This is a genomic window from Maribacter sp. R86514, assembly GCF_044597005.1.
Classification (GTDB): Bacteria; Bacteroidota; Bacteroidia; order Flavobacteriales; family Flavobacteriaceae; genus Maribacter.
This window is the reverse complement of the sequence record NZ_CP138999.1, coordinates 75,052-101,260: the sequence shown is the minus strand read 5'-3', so window position 1 is coordinate 101,260 and position 26,209 is coordinate 75,052. Positions and strand designations below refer to the sequence as shown.

The 26,209-nt window shown below is 37.5% G+C and carries 9 protein-coding genes; 5 read left to right on the top strand and 4 right to left on the bottom strand.

The window, feature by feature from the left end:
- The first annotated feature begins 148 nt into the window (after nt 1-148).
- From SJY30_RS00370 to SJY30_RS00350, 5 genes are all read left to right on the top strand, one after another.
- On the top strand, nt 149-430 hold the full coding sequence (locus tag SJY30_RS00370) for a hypothetical protein (RefSeq protein ID WP_396633668.1): 282 nt from the start codon (nt 149-151) through the stop codon (nt 428-430).
- Complete coding sequence (locus SJY30_RS00365) at nt 430-14,958, top strand: Calx-beta domain-containing protein (RefSeq protein WP_396633667.1); 14,529 nt, start codon at nt 430-432, stop codon at nt 14,956-14,958. The genes SJY30_RS00370 and SJY30_RS00365 overlap by 1 nt, the downstream gene beginning before the upstream one ends.
- Before the next feature lie 508 nt (nt 14,959-15,466).
- On the top strand, nt 15,467-20,524 hold the full coding sequence (locus tag SJY30_RS00360) for a gliding motility-associated C-terminal domain-containing protein (protein WP_396633666.1): 5,058 nt from the start codon (nt 15,467-15,469) through the stop codon (nt 20,522-20,524).
- Between the two features lie 278 nt (nt 20,525-20,802).
- Nucleotides 20,803-21,705 (top strand): type IX secretion system membrane protein PorP/SprF, encoded by a 903-nt coding sequence (locus SJY30_RS00355; RefSeq protein ID WP_396633665.1) that lies wholly within the window; start codon nt 20,803-20,805, stop codon nt 21,703-21,705.
- 18 nt (nt 21,706-21,723) lie between these two features.
- A complete protein-coding gene (locus SJY30_RS00350; RefSeq protein WP_396633664.1) occupies nt 21,724-23,670 on the top strand; it encodes an OmpA family protein in 1,947 nt (648 codons plus the stop codon).
- 152 nt (nt 23,671-23,822) lie between these two features.
- Here SJY30_RS00350 and SJY30_RS00345 read toward each other — a convergent pair whose 3' ends face one another.
- The 4 genes from SJY30_RS00345 to SJY30_RS00330 all read right to left on the bottom strand — a co-directional run bounded on the left by SJY30_RS00345 (nt 23,823) and on the right by SJY30_RS00330 (nt 26,161).
- Nucleotides 23,823-24,371: a ClpP family protease gene (locus SJY30_RS00345; protein WP_036156068.1), complete on the bottom strand. Its 549-nt coding sequence runs from the start codon at nt 24,369-24,371 to the stop codon at nt 23,823-23,825.
- A 118-nt stretch (nt 24,372-24,489) separates the two neighbouring features.
- Nucleotides 24,490-25,323: a mechanosensitive ion channel domain-containing protein gene (locus SJY30_RS00340; RefSeq protein WP_133674536.1), complete on the bottom strand. Its 834-nt coding sequence runs from the start codon at nt 25,321-25,323 to the stop codon at nt 24,490-24,492.
- 20 nt (nt 25,324-25,343) lie between these two features.
- Nucleotides 25,344-25,535, bottom strand: coding sequence for a hypothetical protein (locus SJY30_RS00335; RefSeq protein WP_036156071.1), 192 nt, complete (start codon nt 25,533-25,535; stop codon nt 25,344-25,346).
- Nucleotides 25,535-26,161 (bottom strand): RNA polymerase sigma factor, encoded by a 627-nt coding sequence (locus tag SJY30_RS00330; RefSeq protein ID WP_396633663.1) that lies wholly within the window; start codon nt 26,159-26,161, stop codon nt 25,535-25,537. The genes SJY30_RS00335 and SJY30_RS00330 overlap by 1 nt, the downstream gene beginning before the upstream one ends.
- Nucleotides 26,162-26,209 lie beyond the last annotated feature (48 nt).

Genomic DNA, 26,209 nt, shown 5'->3' with positions numbered 1-26,209 from the left:
GAAAGATCCTAATTTTGTAATAGAATTAGATCCCAAATCTGTTCTAAAATCTTTCTTAACCTGCTAGCCAATAATGTTTTGCATACAACTTGCAATCATTTTTGATAGGGTTAAGAATTAATCTTAAGAATTAAACTTAACCATTATTATGAAGTCAAATTACACTTCTAACAACATCATCAATCTTTACAGAGAATCAGTTCCTGTACTTTCTACTACCGGAATACATGAAATATTAGATAACTCATCTTGTTTCAATCACGTTTTCTGTACTTCAAATAAAGATGAATTTGTTCGTTTCGCTGACCGCTCTAATATTAGTACTTACAATATGCTGAATTTCCACCATAGTTCTTCTACAATTATACTGAAGAAAGACTATTCTGTTTTCTCAAATCATACATTTTCAAATAACCTAAAGAACCTATAATGAAAAATTCAACGTTCATAAAATCGACATTGTTTTTATTTGTCATGTGGTTCTTTATTGGATCTGCAAATGTAATGGCACAAACTTTTTCAGTTTCAGATGCAAGTGCTGACGAAGGATCTGACATGACTTTCACTGTTACCTCTAGTACACCACTTACCGGTAACTATACTTTTGATATAGCTTATACTTCTGGAACTGCAATAGCTGCAGATTATAACGGACCTACTTCGGTAACCCTTGGCTTTTTATTAAGTACGAGTAGAACATTTACAGTTGAAGCTCTAAATGATGACTGGGTAGAAGATACCCAACAAGAATTTACGTTGACCCTAAGTGACCCTTCCGGTACTTATTCATTTTCAGACGATACCGCAACCGGTACCGTAATCGATACCGATGTAGCATATGTTACAGGCGGCAATTACGACATTGCGGAGGGTGATGAAATACAGTATGTTTTAAGATTATCTACTGGTACAAATTCTGGTGGACAACAATATGTTGGTATTGAAGATGCCTATAATGTTGATTTTTCTACAGAAACGAACCCTACCTCTACGAGCCCGGCAACAGATGGCTCTGATTTTAATTCTTTTACCACTACCGTTACTTTTCCTGCTGGATCTGTCGCTGGGACTGAAATAGTTATACCAATACCAACAATTAACAATACTATAGTTGAACCTTCTGAAGAATTTAATGGAGTTAAGTCTAGAAATGCGGCAGAGGATACAAAGTATGGCACTTCCCCATCTAGGGTGAGTATCAATACCGAACGTTCTGCATTACGTATTCATGATAACGATATTGCTACCATTAATTTAAGTAATACCACAGAATTAGAATCTGTTGGTAATGCTAGAATTACATTCACATTAAACGGTGAGGTTCAAGATAATTTTAGAATTGATTACGATACTTCGGAAAACTCGGCGAAAAAGGATTTGGATTATGACGAAACAGATGGATTTTTTAATTTTAATGGGTCAAATCTTCAAAACTTTTCTCGAAATTTTAGCATAATCGATGATGCAATTATTGAACCTACAGAGTTTTTCACCGTAGTTCCTTCTTATACTCCAGCTGCTAATGCAATGACCAATTATGTGCCACAGAATATCGTTTTCGTTGCTGGCGAAGGTCGTATCACAATTACCGATGATGACTTGGATACTGATTTTGATGGTGTTAATGACTTAGTTGATGAAGATGATGATAATGATGGTATTACCGATGTTAACGAAGGTAGCGGAGATGCTGATGGTGATTCGATCATCGATAGCCTAGATTCCGATTCTGATAATGACGGTTGCCCAGATGCTGTAGAAGCAGGCCATACAGACCCAGATGACGATGGTTATTTAGGTACTTCTCCTTTATCTGTTGCTGATGGTACTGTTGATGCTTCTACCGGTCGAGTGATCGGTCAAGGTGGTTATACTGGTACCGATAGTAAAGTAACAACAGCTTTTCAAAACGTTAGTATCTCCTCTCAACCTACTGATGTAGTAGCTAATTTAGGTGAAACCGTTACATATACAACAGCTGTAAACGGTACGGCACTAACCTACCAATGGGATGTTAGTACTGATAATGGTACTACTTGGAATCCTTTATCTAACGGCGGCGTATATTCTGGTGCTACCACAACAACGTTGACCCTTACCAATATTACTACGACCGAAAGCGGAAATCAATATCGTTTTAGTGCTTTTGATAGTGAAAACCTATGTACACCATATACCTATTCTAATGCTGTAGATTTATTTATTAGACCAAATGTTACCATTGCAGATGCTACAATTGATGAAGGTAACGATCTTATTTTTGCCGTTAGTCTTTCTCATACCGTTAATGAAGTAGTAAGCTTCAATTTAACGTACGTAGACAACTCTACTACAAATACAGATTATACGGCATTACCCAGTTTTTCAATACCAAGCAATACCCTAAACACAAGCATAGCGATACCTGCTTTAGATGATAACACTATTGAAGTGGATGAAAATTTTACGTTAGGTATGACCAACGGATCTTCAAATGCAGGAGATATTACGGACACCGCTATTGGAACTATTAAAAATATAAATACACCTTCTGCCGGTGACGGTATTTCAATTGCTGGTTTTTCAGTGGAAGAAGATATTCCTACCACAAGCTTTGCTGTAACCTATACCGGGCCAACTGTTCAAGACCCTTTTACTATAGATTATGTCATTACCGATATTAGTACAACAAATGGTTCTGACTACAATATTGCAACGGGACAAATTAGCTTCCCGGCAAATACCGAAAGTAATGATATTGTTTACTTAACCGTTGCCATTACAGATGATACCCTTGTAGAAGGTGACGAAAGCTTTAGCATAGCGTTGACCACTATTTCAAATACAGATTTATCTATTGTAAACGCTAACGCAACCGGAGTTATAGAAGACAACGATACTAATGCTTCAACAGGTTTATCGGTTGCAGATTTTTCAATAAACGAAGATCTTGGTACCGCTAACTTTGTAGTTACTTATAGTGGTGGAAATGTAAAAGATGCTTTTAATGCAGATTACACCATAACCAATGGTTCCGCAATAAGAGATTTAGATTACACAGTTTCTTCTATGACAGGCAATGTTGCCTTCCCTGCCGGTACAATTGAAGGTAATTCTCAAAATATAGCGATAACTCTTTTACCAGACGATATTATTGAAGGTGATGAAAACTTAACTATTCAATTATCAAATTCATCTACCCCATTAATAAATTTGGTTGATCCAGATGCTGTCGGCACTATTACAGATCAAGATTTAAAGACGCCAGCTACAGGTTTATCCGTTGCAGATTTAAATGTGGATGAAAACGTAGGTACTGCCAATTTTGCAGTTACTTATGAAGGTGCAACTGTTCAGGATGAATTTACAGTAGATTATGCCATTACAGATGGTACAGCAACAAGCGGAGATGATTATAGAGGCAACACACAACTTACCGGTAACATTACGTTTCCTGCTGGTACAATAGACGGGCAAGTTATTGACGTGAGTTTTATAGTAGAAGACGATACTTTTATAGAGGGTGATGAAACCCTTAATGTTGAATTATCCAACCTTTCTACAACTCTAATTAATTTAGTGGATGGTACTGCTATTGCAACTATTATAGATAATGATATAAAAACAACCTCAACTGGTTTGAGTGTATCAGATTTTAATGTAAATGAAAATGTAGGTACTACCACATTTACCGTAACTTATGACGGTGCAGATGTTCAGGATGAATTTACGGTAGATTATGCCATTACAGATGGTACAGCTTCTGAAGGTAAGGACTATACCACAACGCCATCTACATTATTAAACGGACAATTAACTTTTGCCCCAAATACAGAAGATGGTGACAGCCAATCTGTAACTGTTGACATTTTGGAAGATAGTTTTATTGAAGCTACGGAAGATTTGAACATTCAGCTTTCAAACTTATCTACAGCTTTAATCAACATTGTAGAACCAACAGGTACGGGTGCAATTACCGATAATGACAATACTGCTACAAGCGGGATAGATTTTCAAAATTTAACCGTTACCGTTGCAGAAGGCGATACTAACGGTACTGTAAATGCAACATTCATTGTAGAATTCATTGGTGCGATTGATACTGGCGAAACTATTGAAGTAGACTATTTTGTAAATAATGGTTCTGCAAATAACGCTACGGATTTCAATCCTAACCCAACAATCGAAACCTTAACTTTTACAGATACTCAAAAAACACAAAATATTGTTGTTCCAATCATTAGTGATGATGTAATTGAAAATGAAGAAGATTTCTTTGTAGACTTAGTTGCGATACGTTCTAATGTTGGTATTAATTTATTGAACAACCAAGCTAGAGGGGTTATTACCGATGATGACGGCGGTGCTGTTTCGGTAACCGGTTTTAGTATTATCGAACAAACGAACGGCATTAATTTCGATGTAACCTATTCGGGCGATAGATTAAACGGTGGTTTTGACTTAGAGTATGCCATAATTGATATTTCTACTACTGTTACCGATGATTATACATTGAACACGGCCCCTTTAACTACAGGAGAATTAAGTTTTACCGGTGTTGATACCGAGGTACGTACGGTTCAAATTAATGTAGTAGGTGATGATTTCATTGAAGATAATGAAAATTTGCGAATTGTTATTTCTAATCCGCATAATGACGCTGACCCATCAGTATCCTCAAAAATAAGTATTACTAATGATGAAGCCATAGGTACTATTACAAATGATGATACGGGTACAATTGAAGTAACCGGTTTTTCTGAAGATGAAATTAGTACTACTACCAATTTTGATGTTATCTACTCAGGTGACCCTGTAAATGGTGGTTTTACCGCCACTTACGAAATAACCGATAATACCACTACAGCAGGCAGTGATTATTCGGCTACCTATACCGGTACACTTAACTTTACAGGTGCGGCAACAGATACCATACAAGTTCCTGTAACTATAATTCAAGATGCAATAATTGAGGGAGATGAAACTTTAAGGCTTACCATAACCTCAATTTCACCAAGTATAATTACCGCAACCAACCCTACAGGTATTGGTACCATTAGGGATATTGACCATTTACCTACCGCAGTTGATGATTCGTTTGTAGTTTTCCAAAATCAAGCATCCGCTAATATTACGGTATTGGACAATGATGATTATGGTTTTGATGGTCCTGCAGCAACCAATCCTTTACAAGTGGTCAACAACCCTATTAACGGAACGGTAACGTTAAGGGATAATGGAACTCCTGGCGATTTTACAGACGATTATTTTGAATATCAACCGAGTGCTTCATTTAATGGTAATGACTCTTTCAGATATAAAATAGTAGATTCAAATGGATCTGAAGATGAAGCTGTAGTCAACATATTCGTAAACGACACCAACCTTAAAAAGGATTTCGAAATTCGCTATTCTGGTAGTATTAATGGAGATTTTACCATGATCGCCAATAATGTATTATCAAGAAATTCTACCGGAAACTACAATGGAGAAGCCGGTAACCATGATTTTAACGATAATGTATTTGTAGATATAGATTCTGACCCAACCACTTTTAATTCTACAAGTGCAAATTTAGCCAACCCAGAGCCTAGCTTAAGTTGTTTAAATATTAAGAAGGCTTACTTATATTGGGCCGCGGCAGATAAAGAATATGATGGTACTACTGGTGGTGGTGCAACTGAACCTTCTTGGAACTATGACCAAGTAAAATTAATGCTACCCGGACAATCTTCTTATTCAACTGTTTCTGCCGATGAGGTAATTTACAGAGGCCGTAATGATCATTTTCAAAATGACCCATACGTTTGTATAAAAGATATTACAGATGATATCAATGCACTATCTACTCCTTTTGGTTCTTACCAAGTAGGTAACGTAAAAGCAACGGAAATGGATTTACGTTCGCACGGTATTGCAAACATTACCGGTACATCTGGTGGCTGGCAAATAGTGTTCGTTTATGAAAATGTTTCTTTAGATCCAAAAAACATTACACTATATGATGGTTACGTTCACACTTTTGCATCTAACGGTGCAGGTGAAACTGAATTTAACTTTAGTGGTTTTGAAACTATTCCTAGCGGTATTATCAATGCCGATGTAATGCTAGGTGCTTTAGAAGGGGACCGTGACCTTACTGGTGACCAACTATTGATATATGATACCTCTAATAACTGGTCTAAACTATCGACTACGCTAAGAGATGAAGATAATTTCTTCAATAGCCGTATTACTATTGACGGATTCGATTATACGGATAGAAATGCCGCAAGTACCAACACCTTAGGTTTTGATGCTACTGTCTTTCCTTTAACCAATACTACAAATAGATATATAGATAACGACCAAACTTTTGCCCGTTTTAAAATTACTACAGATCAAGAATCATACGGTCTGTATTTAATGGGGCTAAGCGTAGATGTATATAAGCCAAGTCTAGGTGCTTTGAGTTTAACTGCGAATACCACAGGACCATCAAACGCAGGTGATATTGTGCCATTAACTTTAAACGTTACAAATATTGGTAATGATGACATTCAAGATCTTGAAATCACCACGGTTTTACCGGCTGAGGCTAATTTCTCTAGTGTAGGCACCTTACCAACAGGAATTACACATTCTTATGATCCTGTAACTAAAACATTGACATTTACAGCTCAAAACGGTTTAACCGATATGGGCGATAACTACGACCTTGATTTTAATATAGAAATTATTGAAGCTTGCTATTTCCTTGAAACTGCATGTACTGCAAGTTTTGAACTACAAGCTACTGCCACATATAGTGGTGTTATTAATGGCGATCCAATTACTACCAATAGTTCTTCTTCTACAGATTCTTGTGGTATCGGTACACATACACCTACCATTATAGATGTTGAACAACCTGCACAAGTAAACTGGTCTACAGCGCCTAATGCTTTAGACAGAACAATTTCCTGTGATAATATAGCAGCTCTTAACAACGCAAACTCTCTAGCGCCATCTGCAGCTTCTTGTAATTTCACTTTAGATAAAATAGCGGGTTCTTTCGTACAATCTGGTGCTTGCCCAACAGAAGGCACATATACCAACACATGGACGTTTACAGATGCTTGTGGTAGAGTAAGTGAGACTTACACGCAGGTTATTACCATAGAAGACGATGAAGCTCCGACTTTTAACGAGTCATTACCGCAAGATTCTTACGCTGCTCATGATAACATTCCTGTGGCACCTGTACTTTCTGCTAATGACAACTGTGATTCTAATTCTACGGTTACATTTTCTGAAACTTTTGATGGTGATAATACAAGTACTGATTATACAATTATTAGAACATGGACTACTAATGATTGTGCCGGCAACAGTACAAGTCATACACAATATATTTACGTAAGTGAAAATGGTAACCCGATAGGAATTCAAATATCCGATATTATCGTTAATGAAGATGCTGGTACGGCAATACTCGAAATCACCAATACAGGTACGGTTTCTGGCGGATTCACCGTAAACTACGCTACCGCAGATGATTCTGCCATAGAAACCGATGACTACGTTTCAATTAGTAGTTCAGTTTCGTTTGCCGGTACAAATAATGAGATAAGAGAAGTAACCATTACCATCAATGATGATGATATTATAGAGACTACAGAGCAATTCTTTGTTCGCCTTACTGCTGGTACCAATACGCCTACTATTAATGATAACGAGGGAATTATTAGTATTACCGATAATGATAACGTGCCCGGCAGCACAGGTGTTTCTTTTGCCAATAACCCAGTTATTGTTACTGAAGGCACTAATAGTTTCGCAAGATTTACGGTAACTTTTACTGGTAATATCGCACCAGATCAAACAGTTACCGTGGACTATAATACTGATGATGATTCTGCCATAGAACCAGGTGATTATACCTCTTCTACGGGTATGGTTTCATTTAACAGTACAACAAATTCCTTGAACATAGATGTTCCGATTTTCGATGATACTATTATTGAACCATCAGAAGATTTCACCATTACATTGTCTAACATTCAATCTAATATCAATGTTGGGTTCTTAGACGAGCAAACAACAAACACTGCTACCGGAACAATTATCGACAATGATAATATTGCCGGCACAGGTATTTCTTTTGCTGATAATAACGTCATAGTTACAGAAGGCACAGATACATTTGCCAGATTCACCGTTACTTTCACCGGTACTATTGCACCAGGTGAAACCGTAACTGTTGATTACGCTACTGCAGATGATTCTGCGGATAATCCTGATGACTATACAGAAACCGTAGGTACAATCAGCTTTGATGAAAACACAAGCTCAATTGATATTGATGTACCTATAATAGATGACACCTTTATAGAGAATACGGAAGTTTTTGAATTAACACTATCAAATGTACAATCAAATATTGGAGTTGGCTTTGTAGATCAACAATCTACAAACACTGCTACAGGTACCATTAATGATGATGATAACTTAGCCGGTACTGGTATTTCATTTCAGAATGATGATATTATTGTTAGTGAAGCAGATGGTACGGCAACTATAAATGTGATGCTAACAGGAAAAGTGCAAGGAGGAATAAGCTTAGATTACACTACCAACAATGACTCTGCAATAGAACCTGGCGATTACCAAACAACATCCGGAACCTTAAACTTTACCGGAACTAGCGATACGGAAATACTACCAATCACAGTTCCAATAGAAGATGACGACATCATAGAAAACTTAGAAAGTTTATTTGTAGATCTTTCTAACTTCTCTAACAGTCTGGTAAACATCAATGACGACCAAGGTACGATCAGTATTACAGATAATGATAACATACCAGGAACTACAGGTATATCTATAGTTCAGACAGATGTAATAGTTACAGAGGGACCTGGAGTTACAGCTATTTTTGACGTAACCCTAAGTGGTGATTTCGCCGCTGGTTTTGATGTGGATTTCTCTACCGCTTTTGATAGTGCAACCGCCTCAGATTTCAATGCCATTACAAATGGAACTATTTCTTTTGACGGAAACGACAATGAAGTAAAACAGATAGCAGTAACCATCTTAAACGATGATATACTAGAGCCACAAGAAGCATATACGGTTACACTTAACAGTACTACCAATCCGCTTGTGCCAATTAATAACGCAACGGCAAATGGCATCATTAATGATGACGATGCTCCAAATGTCGGTGAGGGTATTGCTGTGGCAGATTTCAGCGTATTGGAAGACGTTGCAGGTGGAACTACAGATTTCGTAATTACCTACACCGGCCCTACTGTACAAGATGAATTTACGGTAGACTTTACCGTAACCGAAGGTACGGCAATTGAAGGGGATGACTATACCGTTGTTGTGGCTTCAGGGAACGTAACATTCCCTGCAGGTACTGCAACCACAAATACACAAGAGGTTCAGGTGACTATCATAAATGATAATTTAATCGAGCCTAATGAAGACTTAACAATAACTTTGACCGGCATTTCTACTTCATTGATAAGTATTGTAGATGGTTTTGCTACGGGTGTTATTCTTAATGATGACAATGCACAACCTGGAGACGGGGTAGCGTTTACACAACTTACTGTTTCTGAACTAGAAGGCGATAGCGCTGCAGATGCAACCGAAATAGTATTTGAAGTAACGTATACAGGGGTTATACCCGCTGGAGAGACCGTAACGGTAGAATATATTACCAATATAGGTTCTGCAGATGCTGCCGACTTTACTCCGGTAAATGGTACACTAGATTTTACAGATACCACAAGCTCACAGACAATTACTATTGAGGTGACCGAAGATACCTTTATTGAAGCCGATGAAGATTTCTCTGTGGTTCTCTCTAACCTAACTACCGCTAACGGTTTTGTTACTGGTTTTGTTGACGGAGACACCTCAAATACAGCTACAGGTATCATTCTAAACGATGATAATGCACTACCGGGCGACGGGGTTTCGTTTACACAAGTTGATGTTTCCGAATTAGAAGGTAATACGGCTGCCGATGCTACCGAAATCAATTTTGAAGTAACCTATACAGGAGCTATACCTGCAGGGGAAACCGTAACAGTTGAATATACGACCAATGTAGGATCTGCTGATGCTGCGGACTTTACACCTATAAATGGTACGGTAGACTTTACAGATACCGTAAACTCTCAGACAATTACAGTTGAGGTAACGGAAGAAACCGTTATTGAAGCTGATGAAGACTTTACAGTGGTACTTTCTAACATTACTACCGATAATGGCTTTGTTACCGGTTTCGTAGATGGCAATCCTACAAATACTGCTACTGGTGTAATTATTAACGATGATAATGCACAGCCAGGCGATGGGGTTTCTTTCACCCAGCTTACTGTTTCTGAACTTGAAGGTGATACAACTGCAGATGCTACTGAAATTACTTTTGAGGTAACCTATACAGGTGTTATTCCTGCAGGTGAAACCGTAACGGTAGAATATACTACCAACGTTGGTTCTGCAGATAATGCCGATTTTACTCCGGTAAATGGTACGGTTACTTTTACAGAGAACGTAAAATCACAGACTATAACTGTTGATATCACTGAAGAAACCGTTATTGAAGCTGATGAGAACTTTACCGTTGTACTTTCGAACCTTACTACTGACAATGGTTTTGTTACAGGTTTTATAGATGGCGACACTACGAACACTGCGGTAGGAATCATTCTTAACGATGATAATTCACTACCAGGTGATGGTATTTCATTTACACAACTTACCGTTTCAGAACAGGAAGGTGATGTTGCCGCAGATGCTACCGAAATTACTTTTGAGGTAACCTACACAGGCGTTATTCCTGCAGGTGAAACCGTAACGGTAGAATACAACACCAATATAGGCTCTGCAGATTTGGCAGACTTTACTCCGGTAAATGGTACACTAGATTTTACTGATACCGTTAGCTCACAGACAATTACTATTGAAGTTAACGAAGAAACGATTATTGAAGCCGACGAAGACTTTACGGTGGTACTTTCTAATATAACTACCGATAATGGTTTTGTTACAGGTTTTGTAGATGGTGACACCACCAATACTGCGACGGGTATTATACTTAATGATGATAATGCTCTACCGGGCGACGGGGTTTCATTTACACAACTTACCGTTTCTGAACAGGAAGGTGATACAACTGCCGATGCTACTGAAATCACTTTTGAAGTAACCTATACAGGTGTTATTCCTGCAGGTGAAACCGTAACGGTAGAATATACTACCAATGTAGGTTCTGCTGATGCTGCCGACTTTACACCTATAAATGGTACGGTAGACTTTACAGATACCACAAGCTCACAGACGATTACTATTGAAGTTACCGAAGAAACGATCATTGAAGCCGATGAGGACTTCACAGTTGTTCTTTCGAACTTAACTACCGATAATGGTTTCGTGACTGGTTTTGTAGATGGTAATACGACCAATACTGCAACCGGTGTTATTTTAAATGATGATAATGCATTACCTGGTGATGGAGTCGAGTTTACGCAACTTACCGTTTCTGAACTAGAAGGCGATACAACTGCCGATGCTACTGAAATCACTTTTGAAGTAACCTATACAGGTGTTATTCCTGCAGGTGAAACGGTAACCGTAGAATATACCACCAACTTAGGTTCTGCAGATAATGCCGATTTTACTCCGGTAAATGGTACGGTTACTTTTACAGAGAACGTAAAATCACAGACTCTAACTGTTGATATCACTGAAGAAACCGTTATTGAAGCTGATGAGAACTTTACCGTGGTACTTTCAAATCTGACTACCGATAATGGTTTTGTTACAGGTTTTGTTGATGGCAACACTACGAATACTGCGACGGGTATTATACTTAATGATGATAATGCACTACCGGGCGACGGGGTTTCATTTACACAACTTACCGTTTCTGAACAGGAAGGTGATGTTGCTGCAGATGCTACTGAAATCACTTTTGAAGTAACCTATACAGGTGTTATTCCTGCAGGTGAAACGGTAACCGTAGAATATACTACCAACGTTGGTTCTGCAGATGCAGCCGACTTTACCCCGGTAAATGGTACATTAGATTTTACAGATACCACAAGCTCACAGACGATTACTATTGAAGTTACCGAAGAAACGATCATTGAAGCCGATGAGGACTTTACAGTTGTTCTTTCGAACTTAACTACTGATAATGGTTTCGTGACTGGTTTTGTAGATGGTAATACGACCAATACTGCAACCGGTATTATTTTAAATGATGATACATCAGATGCTAGCGAAGGTATTTCCGTGGCCGACTTTACCGTTACCGAAAATATCATTGGCGGTATAGCTAATTTTGTGATTACTTATACAGGATTAACCATACAGGATGAATTTACCGTAGACTTTACGGTAACTGATGGTTCTGCTATTTCTCCTGATGATTACACAGTTGTTATTGCTTCTGGTAATGTAACATTCCCTGCGGGCACAACTAATAATGACACACAAGTTGTAGAAGTGACCATTATAGATGACCCTGTATTGGAATTCAGCGAAGATTTGAATATTACGTTGGGTGCCATATCTCATTCGTTGGTAAATATGATTGATGATAGCGCCGTTGGTACTATTACGGATAACGACTTGCCAGACGCGAATGAAGGTATTTCTGTTGCTGATTTTACGGTAGCCGAAGATATTTTTGGCGGTATAACTAATTTTGTAATATCGTACACAGGTCCTGCCGTTCAAGATGAATTTACGGTCGACTTTACCGTAACCGATGGTTCGGCGATTTCTCCTGATGATTACACTGTTGTTATTGCCTCTGGTAATGTAACATTCCTTGCAGGTACAACTGATTCAGATACACAGAATGTAGCGATTACCATAGTTGATGATGAGCTTATAGAATTTAGTGAAGACCTTACCATTACGCTAGGTGCTATATCTCATCCACTTGTTAATATGATTGATGATACGGCTACGGGTACTATAACAGATAACGATGCCGACCCAACTTTGTATGGTGTAGAGTTCGATATTACTTCAATAAATGTAAACGAAGATGCGGGTACCGTTTCTATTGATGTTGTGCTCAATGCAGATGTTCAAGATGAGTTTACGGTAGAATACTATACTGTAGACGTAACTACTACAGACGGTAGTGATTACACCGGTGTTCCTCAAGATACGCAGACATTAACATTTGGCGGTACAAATAGTAATACACAGACCATCGTAATTCCTATTACAGACGATGAGTTAATTGAATTTACTGAAAACTTCAATATTATACTTGAAGATATCTCGTCACCGATTGTTGGCATTCTTACAAATGATACGGCTACGGTAAATATTTTAGATAACGATGCCGACCCATCATTGTATGGTGTACAATTCGACACTACTTCCGTTACGGTGAACGAAGATGCAGGTACGGTAACCTTAAATGTTGTGCTTAATGCAGATGTGCAAGATGAATTTACTGTTGAATATTATACTATTGATGGATCTACTGTAGATGGAATGGATTATACCGGTGTTCCTCGTAATACGCAGACATTGACATTTGGTGGTACAAACCCGAATACGCAAACTATTGTAATTCCTATTATTGATGATATCATCATTGAAGATCCTGAAACGTTCAATGTAATTCTTGAGAACATTTCAAGTCCGATCGTGGGTATATTGCCCGATAATATCGCTACCGTTACCATAATCGATAATGACGGTAACGAGGGCTGGCCAACAGATATTACAATTGAAGCTTGTGATGAAATACCTGATGCTTTTGTAATTAATTCCGATAGCGATTGTGCTATCACGGTAGATTATACCGAGTTAGTTGAAGGTCAAGATGACGAGTGTGCTACCGAGTATACTATTACCAGAACATGGACCATTACGGATTGTGTCGGTAACGTGCGTACACATACACAGGCAATTACAATCGAAGATACTGTCGCACCGACCTTCAATGAAACGCTACCTCAAGATATGACCGTTGAGTGTAATATGGTGCCAGATGCATCTACACTTACCGCTACGGACTCTTGTGAGCCTAATATTGATGTGGTCTTTGAAGAAACGATTACCAATGACGAAAACTGTGCTTTAGGGTATACGGTTACCAGAACATGGACGGCTACCGATTGCGCAGGTAATATGGTAGAACATACCCAGGTTATTACAGTAGAGCCAACAGGTCCTATAATGAGCCAACCTTATGAAGAAGAGATAACCATAATTTGTGGTGATGATATTCCTGAAGCGCCAGAGATGAGCTTTACAGGTGGCTGTGGAGACTTTGATGTGATTTATAATGAAGAAACGCAACAAGCTGATGATTCTGATGATTACATGATCATTAGAACTTGGAACGTTACCGATTCTTGTGGAAACACTGCTGATTTTGAACAGATCGTTTTTGTGCTACAACCTCAATTACAAGAGATAACGATCAATATCTGTATTGAAGAGGAGCCTATAGATTTATTGAACTATCTGCCAGAAGATTTTGACAGCAATGGTACATTCATGATCTTGGAAGGCGATGTAGTTTTAGAAGGAAATTACTTTGACCCTATGGACCACGAGCCAGGTGAATACAAAATTGCCTACAGTTCTACTGAAGGTACTTGTAAATACTATGTCGACTTTACTGTTATAGTTGATACGGAATGTGTACCATGTGGCAGAGGTGATATTGAAATTTCTAAAGCGGTTACAGCAAATGGAGATGGTGTTAACGACTTCTTTGAAATTACAGGAGTGGAGTATTGTGCCTTTAGTTTTGATGTAATGATATTTAACCGTTGGGGAACTAAAATTGCCGAAGTTAAAGATTACCAAAACGATTGGGGCGGTGAGTCTCCAGACGGTTCTTTCGGGCAATCTGGAATGTTACCTACAGGTACTTATTATTACATTATTACTGCAACAGATAAGAATACCGGTACCATTTTAGAACCGTTCAATGGTTATATCTATCTGGGTACGAATTAAAAATTACATACATATTTCTTTTAGAAAGCCTCACCTTAAATATGGTGAGGCTTCTCTATAAACGATAAGATTGGTCGCTTTACTTAAAGAGGATTTTCAGTACTTTTTAAAATAACAAAACCCAATGTTATACATACAAATAAGCAATTGTGAGTACCCATAAATGGGTAACCCAATTCATTTGTAATTTTCAATATAAATCACATAATCAAACAAAGATCATTACTGTTACATTTTATAGCTAGCCAGTATAATGTATTTGGCTGTAGTACCTTTCTTCTCAACTTTCAACATAATTAAATGGTATGATTAGCTTTAATTCAAAAAGGAATACAATGAATTATCGATAAAAGTTGCATAAAACCCGATATTTAAATTACTCCTTTCATTTCACATCAAATTCAACTGCTTTTGCAACAAATATTAGAATTCGACCAATAACGAGGCTAATTTTGTATGTAATAAAGATTCTTTAGTCTTTAGATAAATCATTTGTTTAGAAAAGAATATGATAAAATTTCTACCTACCATTGCTTTTCTATTTCTAAGTATATCTTTATCTGCACAATTAGATTTAACCTTAGCGCAATCGGAGTCTATTTGCTCATCTGACGGTAGCATAACCGCAACGGCAAATGGTGGAACGCAACCCTACCAATACAGTATTGTTAGTGGACCTGAAACTAGAGGGTTTCAAAGCGCTGAAACTTTTCTTGCTTTACAACCAGGTAATTATTCTGTAGAAGTTAGGGACGCGACTTTCGCTACAGTTTCTGCGAATATTACGGTTACCGGTAATTATGTTCTTCCTAATTTAAATGTAAATATTACCAACCCCTCTTGTTCCGGTAGTTCAAATGGTCAGGTCATTCTTACGGGAAGTAATGGTAATCATATCGCTACTTCGGCTTTTCCAACCTATAAATACCGTATTGTAGACTTAAGTACCAGCCCGCAAACCGTACTTCAAGAGCAAAATTCAGATACTTTTACAGGACTCTCTGAAGGCACCTATACTTTTCAAATTAAAGATGACTGCCAAAATACGGTTAGCGAAACAATAACTCTAACAGCTCCTTCTATCACTTCATTAAATAGTGCGATTAATTTTATTGAAAAAGCAGCTTGTGATACTTACGAAGTGGAATATGCACCATTTGGTCGAGGAGTATCACCTCATCAAATTACGGTTACCGATGATGCAACAGGTACTGTAATTTTTTCAAGTTCAATAGATACTAGCAATGGGGTTTCTTATAGTCTTGGTACAAACTATAATTTTGGAAATGGTTATACAGCAAACATAGTCGACGCTTGCGGTCAAACTGAAACCAAGAACTTTACGTATACACCCGATATTGATATGTGGAGTCAGAAAGCATTTGATTGCTCTGGCGAAACTGCGTTTTTTGTATTTGCCTCATTGACGAATTCGAGTTCTCAGGAAAAAAGTATTTTGGTGCCAGCGACTCTTACGCTAACCAACCAAGCAGATGCTAGCGATGTGCTTGTATACACTTTTACAGACCCTAACGACCTTGAGGCAGAAATTCGTGAAGCCGATATTCAACTTGGTAGTACCTATGATGCTATTTTACAAGATAGTTGTTCATATACCATGAATACCGCGCTTACATTTACACCAGTTCCAGTAACTACATTTGAAGCGAATGTACGACCAGAACGCGGGTGTATGGACGGTACTACAGGTATGGGTTTCCATGTTAGAAACGGTGGAACTAATTATGGCAGGGTTACAATATTATCGGGCCCTGCAAGCTTTACATCTGAAAGTGGTGTGGTTACCAACTACAGCTACCCGAGAGTATTTGTGAACCCTAATGGAAGTTCTGTTTATCCAGAAGCTTTTCCACCGGGAATATACGAAGCAGAAATTACAGACGGTTGTGAGACGGGTATTGAAACTTTTGAAATTTTACCTTCACAGACAGTTCAACATGATTTTAGTTTAGATTTTTTACAAGGTTGCGGTAATTCCAATTCTCTAATCATCAATCCTAACGTTATCAGTAACATCAATAATACGTTCTATACCAATGTTACCATAACTAATTTAGATACGGGCAACTCGGTGTTTCGTGAGAGTATATTCTTTTTCACTGAAGGAACTCCGGTTACGGTACCCAATCTACCAGCAGGCAACTACCAACTGAATCTTGAATTTCAGAGCGGCGGTGAATGTACTTCTGGCCGTGCTTTTACGTGTGCTTGCGAACCCCAAACAAGAAATATAACTATACCTACATACGTATCTACTTCGTTTGATAATATTGTAGGTTACCTATGTACAGAAGGGTCGGGCGTTATTTTTGCAGAAGGGTCTAACGGTATTGCACCTTATCAATATGAAATAATAGATTCATCGGTTCCATCAAATATAGGACGTACTTCAACTGATGGTATTTTTACCGCAACAGATGAAGGCACTTACACCGTGAGAATAAGCGATAGTTGTGGCAACTCAGCTGATGGCGCTTTTGAAGTGGTCCCCTATTTACCTAACCTAGTTGCCAATTGCCAAAGTTCAGGTACACGTGTTACATTAACAGCAAACCCGGTTACCAATGCTATCTTTACCTGGATCGACGATTCTGGCAATATGGTTCAACAAGGTACTAGTAACGAACTTGTTTTTGACCCTTTTGATGCTTCCCAAGGCGGAGAGTACACCTTGCAAGTTGAAGCACCGGGCTTGAATTGTACTATTTTCGATGGTAACATTACCGTACCGGATATACCTTGCAGCTCTAACATTGATGTAAGTAAAACTGTTGAAACCGGTCCAATATATAATAGTACAACCAATGAATATACCGTAACCTATAGAATTACGGCAGAAAACACTGGCGGTCTCTCGGGTTCATACGATGTCATAGATACGTTCATTTTAGGTGATGGTTTTTCTTTAGTAAATGCAACTTTAGCTTATGGAAATGAAACTGATGGCGTTGACGGTACCATTATAAGTCCGTTTGTAAGTGGCAACCAAATAATTACCGGTGAATCTATTGCCGGACTGAGATCAGAAAGTTGGTTAGTAACTGCACTATTTACTTTAGATAAAAATTTATACGACCCCACCCAAAATTGTACAAATGGCGGTGGTCTTGGAAATCAAATAACTGTTACAGGTGATTCCGATACTTCTAATAATATAGCTTGTGTAACTGTTGATTTTGGAAATCTTGAAATTACGAAAGACGGAGTATATGTTGATACTGACGCGAACGGTCTTGCCAATATCGGTGATGAAGTCGATTATACTTTTATTATAACCAATACCGGTAATGTTCCTATTTCAAACTTAGTAGTTTCAGACCCATTATTAGGAGGTACAATTGCCGGTCCAGCTTTTGGCGACACAGACTCTGACGGGCAATTAGACACTACAGAAATTTGGAGTTATACTGCAACGTATTCCATAAGCCAGACCGACATAGATAATGGGCAGGTAAACAATTTGGCAACAGTAACCGGCGAGGACACTAGTGGTAACATCATCACGAATACCTCAACAGATCCAACTCCTTGTACTACATGTACACCGCCCCCTTCATGTACAGATTGTACGTTAACCGAATTACCGGGTAACCCTAGCTATGCCATTAACGATTCTTCTACAACAGAAGGCAACGATAATGTTTTTACAATTACAGCATCAAACTCTATTGACCAAGACATTGTTTTTAACCTAACATATATAAATAATACGACCACTAACACCGATTATAGTGGTTCTAATACGATTACACTCTTAGCCAACACATCTTCGGTAACTTTTAATGTTGCTGCGTTTGATGATAATCTAATTGAGCGCACCGAAACGCATGAAGTTCAAATTTCTTATACATCAGGTGGTTCAGTCAACATCACGGACGATATCGGTATAGGAGAAATTCTTGATAACGATGCCGACCCAACTTTAAATAGTGTTCAATTCGACACTACTTCTATTACGGTAAATGAAGACGCTGGTACGGTTACCTTGAATGTGGTTCTTAATGCAGATGTGCAAGATGAATTTACGGTAGAATTCTATACGGTAGACGGTTCTGCCACAAACGCTAGTGATTACACGGGTGTACCACGTAACTCGCAGACATTGACATTTGGCGGTACCAATTCTAACACTCAGCCAATAGTAATTCCTATAATAGACGATATCCTTATCGAAGAACCAGAAACGTTCAATATAATTCTTGAGAACATTTCGAGTCCGATCGTAGGTATTTTATCCGATAATATCGCTACCGTTACCATAATCGATAATGACGGTGACGAGGGCTGGCCAACAGATATTACCATTGAAGCTTGTGATGAAATACCCGATGCTTTCGTAATTACTTCCGATAGCGATTGTGCTATCACGGTAGATTATACCGAGTTAGTTGAAGGTCAAGATGACGAGTGTGCTACCGAGTATACTATTACCAGAACATGGACCATTACGGATTGTGTCGGTAATGTGCGTACACATGCACAGGTAATTACAATCGAAGATACGGTTGCACCGACCTTCAATGAAACGCTAACTCAAGATATGACCGTTGAGTGTAATATGGTGCCAGATGCATCTACACTTACCGCTACGGACTCTTGTGAGCCTAATATTGATGTGGTCTTTGAAGAAACGATCACCAATGACGAAAACTGTGCCCTAGGCTATACGGTTACCAGAACTTGGACCGCTGCCGATTGCGCAGGTAATATGGTAGAACATACCCAGGTTATTACAGTAGAGCCTATTGAACCCATTACGAGTTTGACTTATGAAGAAGAAATCACCATTATTTGTGGCGATGATATTCCCGAAGCACCAGAAATGGTATTCACGGGTGGCTGTGGAGACTTTGATGTGATTTATAATGAAGAAACGCAACAAGCTGATGATTCTGATGATTACATGATCATTAGAACTTGGAACGTTACCGATTCGTGTGGAAACACTGCTGATTTTGAACAGATCGTTTTTGTGCTACAACCTCAATTACAAGAGATAACGATCAATATCTGTATTGAAGAGGAGCCTATAGATTTATTGAACTATCTGCCAGAAGATTTTGACAGCAATGGTACATTCATGATCTTGGAAGGCGATGTAGTTTTAGAAGGAAATTACTTTGACCCTATGGACCACGAGCCAGGTGAATACAAAATTACCTACAGTTCTACTGAAGGTACTTGTAAATACTATGTCGACTTTACCGTTATAGTTGATACGCAGTGTGTACCATGTGGTAGAGTTGATATAGAAATTTCTAAAGCGGTTACCGCAAATGGAGATGGTGTTAACGACTTCTTTGAAATTACAGTGACCGAGAATTGTGCCTTAAGTTTTGATGTAATGATATTTAACCGATGGGGCGTACTGATTTTTGAAATGAAAGATTACCAAAACGATTGGGGAGGTGAATCTCCCAATGGTTCTTTCGGTTCATCTGAAATCTTACCTACAGGTACCTACTATTATATTATAATGGCTACCAACAAAAGTACCGATACAGAATTAGAACCATTTAGCGGATACATTTATTTAGCGACTTAATATAATCTACACTTGTCAGTAAATTGCCTTTTCAATATGAATAGGCATTTTTTATTTCAGGTAAGAATTTACTGCATATAACCTTCCTTAAAAAGTCCATATTTAATTCATCCGATAAATACCCCTATTGAACGAATATGATGTTTCAGAACGAATAATACGGGGTGTCAACCGTTAATTTTTAAATACTTAAGACCAGTCTTTAAATTTGTATATAATAAGATAACCTACTTATTCATTAACAAATAGCCTTAAAAAGCTAAACCCTAATTATAACCATGAAAAAAGCTAATCTACTCTTAGCCGTTCTACTTTTAACAGGTGCCTTTGTAAGCGCACAGCAGTTACCGCAGTTTACACAGTATATGTACAACACTATTTCTGTAAACCCAGCTTATGCGGGTAGTAGAGAAACTTTGAATGCAACCGTTTTGCATAGAAACCAATGGGCGGGTCTAGAAGGTAACCCAAGAACCAGTACACTATCTATTCATTCTCCAATGAAAAACGAAAGAGTCGGTATCGGTGTATCTTATATCAATGATAAACTAGGTTTTGAAAGTACCAACTATTTCTATGGAGATTTCTCATATACCGTTCCGGTGAGTCCACAGGTAAAAATGCGTTTCGGACTTAAAGGTGGTTTTACTAGTTATAATCTAGAAAACCCTGATCCTAACGATCAGTTTTTCAATGCTAATTTTAATAGTATCAACCCTAACTTTGGTGCCGGTTTTTACATTGGTTCCAATAAATGGTATGCTGGTATATCCTCACCAAGAATACTGAACACAGATGTAAACGATGGTGAGTTTGAAGCTATAGAACGTAACAGTTACTATGCTATTGGTGGTATGGTGTTCGACCTTTCTGAAACTACCAAGTTTAAACCTACCGTTATTACAAAATTCACTAATGGTGCACCGGCTACATACGATTTTACCATTAACTTTTTATTCAATGAAAAGTTTTGGATCGGTACTTCTTACCGAGTGAACGACGCATCGAATTTTGGTGCTATGATGGACTACCAGGTATCAAGAGATTTTAGAGTTGGTTACGCTTACGATCTGCCTACTTCAGCGGTAAGACCTTACACTGGTGGTACACACGAAGTTATATTGATCTATGAGCTTTTCAAAAAGGTTTTAGGTCCTGTTAAGTCTCCTAGATACTTCTAATAATTTAAAATCGATACGATGAAAAATTATAAAAATATTGTGGTATTGATGATGCTTTTACTAATAGCTCAATTATCTATTGCTCAAGTAGCATCACAAAAAAAAGCAGATTATTATTTCAGCAAATTCTCATATTCATTGGCAATACCAGAATATGAAAGAATGGTTGAAACAGATTTCAATGCAGAATACGCCCATCAGCAATTAGCGGAATGCTATTTACTAATACGTGACTACAAAAAGTCTATTCCTCATTTTAGTGCCGTAATCAATAACGCAACATTACCTACTGATTATTACTTTAAATATGCTATGGCCTTATACGCCAATGGAGATTTAGAAGAGTCTGAAGCTTGGTTAAAAAAATATAAGAAATACAATAAGAACGATTCTCGCGTAAAACGGTTTTTAAAAGATGGCAACTTAGCTTCTGTTGTATTTAACAGTAGACAACGTTATGAAGTGGAACCCGTTGCTTTCAATTCTACGGATAGTGATTTTGGTGTGTATAGATTTATGGGAAACTTGTACTTCAGCTCTTCAAGAAGAGATGTGGTTACAGGTGAAAGTTATGGGTGGAACGATGAACCCTGGTTAGATCTTTTTGCTGTTCAAGAAGACAATTCTATGTCTGAACCTAAACGCGTAAAAGGGGATATCAATACAAAATATCATGAAAGCTCTGTAGCCTTTTCTACAGATTACAAGAATGATACAATTATGTATTTTACCCGTAATAACTTCTATGACAAAAAAGCTGGGTACGGAGTATCAAATGAAATTAATCTAAAAATTTATACCGCTAAATTGATTGATGGCAAGTGGGAAGAAAACAGTCACCTTAGGGTTAATAGTGACTACTATTCCACCGGGCATCCGTCTGTGAATCTTGCGAGAACACGCATTTATTTTGCATCGGATAGACCTGGTGGTTATGGTGGCACCGACATTTACTATGCTGAAATTCATGAGCGCGGTGGTATACAAGAACCTATTAATGCCGGACCTATTGTGAATACAGAAGGTAATGAAATGTTCCCTTTCATTAATGAAGAAGGCAAATTGTTCTTCAGTTCTGATGGTCATGTTGGTTTTGGTCAATTAGACGTTTTCTCAACCATTTCCAATGAAGACAGCGAGGTTATCGACATTATCAATTTAGGTACTCCTATCAATAGTTCTAGTGATGATTTTGCGTATTACGGTCTACCAAACGGATTGGATGGTTACGTAAGCTCTAACCGAGAAGGTGGTGTTGGTAGTGATGATATTTACAAATTTAAATTCACCCCTGCTTTAGATGTTGAAGGTTATGTTGTAGATGGTGTAAACAACCAAATGTTAGATAGTGTTAAAGTAACCTTATATGATCAAGTAACAAATACATTGGTTGCACAGACCACTACTGATGAAAATGGGTACTACAGATTTCCTGTCAATAGAAAGACCGCTTACATGATCGAGGCCGTACGTAAAACACACCCTCATAAAAATGTATTTTTCAATACATCAAAGACGCCAAAGGCACAAAAGATAATGAGACAAGATATTGTTCTTGAACCTGTACTTGACCTTAAATTATTAGCGGGGCTCAATAAAATATATTTCGATTTCAATAAAAGTAATATTAGACCAGATGCGGCAAGAGAGCTGGACAAAGTGGTACGTGTAATGAACAACACCTACCCAGATATGATAATTAAACTAGAAGCACACACCGATCCCGTTGGTAGCCATAGCTACAATGACAACTTATCTGAAAGCAGGGCTAAATCTACTTATGAGTACTTAATTGCAAACGGAGTTTCTAAGGACAGAATTGTATCTTATAAAGGCTTTGGTAAACGTATGCCAATTAATCATTGTACTAGTAAAGAAGATTGTACCCCAGAAGAATTGGAGTTGAACAGAAGAACGGAATTCCCAATATTACAGATTAAAAAAGGTGTATTGGCATCTAAATGATTTTTTTAAGCATACCTCATAAATTCAACAACAACCTTGTCTTTTTAAGATAAGACCGGATAGTATTTTTTTATTCAAAATTAACTACCAACCACAAAAAAGTCCTTTACCATTTTGGTAAAGGACTTTTAAATTTTAATAGCTTTTGTAATCTATTCCATTATACCGTCAACGATACCATATTTAATAGACTCTTCTGCATTCATCCAATAATCTCTATCGAAATCTTTTAACACCTTGTCAAAATCTTGACCACAGTTATCTGCTAATATTTGTGCACTTAACTCTTTGGTCTTAATAATTTCTCTAGCCTGTATTTCAATATTAGAAGCCTGACCTCTTGCGCCACCACTTGGTTGGTGAATCATTACCTGTGCATGTGGCTGAATAAATCGTCTACCTTTTTTACCCACCGATAATAAAATAGAACCCATTGATGCCGCCAAACCTGTACAGATTGTAGAAACCGGACTCTTTAAGGCTTTTATAGTATCATACATTGCAAAACCAGAAGTAACATAACCACCAGGACTATTAATATATAGTTGTATTTCTTTATTGTTCTGCATATCTAGATATAACAACCTGTCAATTACATGTTTTGCAGAATCGTCATCAACCATACCCCATAGAAAGACTTTTCTTTCCTCCAGCATTTTTTCATCTATGGCTTCCTGAATTTTTCCTTTTTTAGCACTCATATTTTAAGTTTATTTATCTCTAACAAAATTAATGAATTAAATCATAAACACGATTAGCAATAATCCTTTAGATTATCACCAAACCTGTTTCTACAAATTAAAAAACGCTAATATTCGTTTAGGATTGTTCTTCTACGGTAACTGTTTTCTCTACCACCTTTTTAATTGGGATAACTACTTTACCGGTTTTCGTTTTTAATATCATTGAAATATTGTCGATACCTATTACCGTACCTTGTAAATCTCCGATTTTTACCTTATCCCCTACCTCATAAATCTTTCTTGAGTAAAAGGTTCTTAGCAAATCACCCACAATTTCTCGTGACCCTAAACCTAACGCTAGAGCTATAGCCAATAAAAATGCACCTAATACAATTGTAAAGTTATTAGTGATTATCTGTGTATCTATGCCCGCTTGGTTTAATGCAGTAATACTAACAAATATGATAATTAGGTAAAATAATACGTTACCTAAAAGCTTACCACCACCTAAACCTATAGAGTCAAATACCTTGACTATAGTTTCTTTTATAGTTTTGGCCAAAAACAGACCTATCATAAAAATGATCATCGCTGATAACAATATCGGTAAGTACCTTAAAAGGTTAGCAATTTCGGTCGATATAATGGTTAAGCCCATAATATCGGATGCAACAATTATAAACACCAACCATAAAAGCACTTTTATAAAAGTGACGATTATTTTAGGTAAGTCTATTTTGATATCGGCATCTCCAAATAATTTTGCTTCATTAATTTTTTCAGAAGCTTTATCTAATTTGATCGCTTTAAATATTCGTTTTAATATGAAGGTGACCACCTTAATGATGATCCACCCAAAAATAATTACGATAAATGCCCCGAATATACCTGGCAATGCAGAAGCAATATCCTTGAATATATTACTTAAAGATTCAAAGGTGAGGTCTTTCCACTTATCAACTGTTTCCATATAACTGTTCTACTTTATTTTTATTCGCTTTTAGATTTTGTGTTTAGCATACCTTCAATAATAGAGGCAAAACTACCTGTGAACAAATGAGACAACTCCATTATCAACTTAGCCGTAGCAACGTCTTCCATAACTTTTTTACGTAGCTCTGGCGGAACATCTTTAAGATCTCCTTGTAAGTTTTTAAATGGATTTTTGTCCTGTTCTAACATTAAGGTAGGGTTTTATACATTTCCGTTACTTTCGCTTTTGCTCTTTTGAGCCTCATTTTAATCGCACTTGATTTTAATTCTAAAATATCTTCCAGTTCTTTAATAGATGCACCATCTTGATATTTTAATAGCAATATCGATTTATCCTCAGGGGCTATAAGCTCTAGGGCTTTCTTAAGTTTATCCACTTGCATTTCAAGCAACAAATTATCTGTCACCTCTACCGGAACATCTTCATGTGTTTCAAACTTAACCGAATTATCATTTATTTTTCGTTCCTTATTTCTATTCACGTAATTAACGCAGAAATTATAGGTAAAAGAATATAACCAGGTAGAAAATTTTGAATTTCCTTTGAACGAACCCAATTTTACATAAAGCATTAGAAAAATATCTTGGGTCAAGTCTTCTGCCTCTTTATTAGATTTGGCAAAACCCAAACACTTATTGTAAACCAATTTCGAGTACCTATCATAGAGCACACCAAAGAGCATAGAGTCATTGTTAGCAACAATGCGTTCTACTAACTCTAAATCGGTATATTCTTCCTTCTTACCACCAGAAACCGATTTTCCACTGAATTGGTTTCCGATAATAATAAAACATAGCTTTTTAAGAAATGTCACTTTGATAGATGGTTTACAAAAAATAAAAGTAGGTTAAAGATACTGTAA

Bases quoted from the DNA above. Each gene is read 5' to 3' on its own strand.
- SJY30_RS00355 (WP_396633665.1), top strand. From the start codon at position 20,803: ATGAAAAAAGCTAATCTACTCTTAGCCGTTCTACTTTTAACAGGTGCC.
- SJY30_RS00350 (WP_396633664.1), top strand. From the start codon at position 21,724: ATGAAAAATTATAAAAATATTGTGGTATTGATGATGCTTTTACTAATA.
- SJY30_RS00335 (WP_036156071.1), bottom strand. From the start codon at position 25,535: ATGTTAGAACAGGACAAAAATCCATTTAAAAACTTACAAGGAGATCTT.
- SJY30_RS00340 (WP_133674536.1), bottom strand. From the start codon at position 25,323: ATGGAAACAGTTGATAAGTGGAAAGACCTCACCTTTGAATCTTTAAGT.
- SJY30_RS00365 (WP_396633667.1), top strand. From the start codon at position 430: ATGAAAAATTCAACGTTCATAAAATCGACATTGTTTTTATTTGTCATG.
- SJY30_RS00345 (WP_036156068.1), bottom strand. From the start codon at position 24,371: ATGAGTGCTAAAAAAGGAAAAATTCAGGAAGCCATAGATGAAAAAATG.
- SJY30_RS00370 (WP_396633668.1), top strand. From the start codon at position 149: ATGAAGTCAAATTACACTTCTAACAACATCATCAATCTTTACAGAGAA.
- SJY30_RS00360 (WP_396633666.1), top strand. From the start codon at position 15,467: ATGATAAAATTTCTACCTACCATTGCTTTTCTATTTCTAAGTATATCT.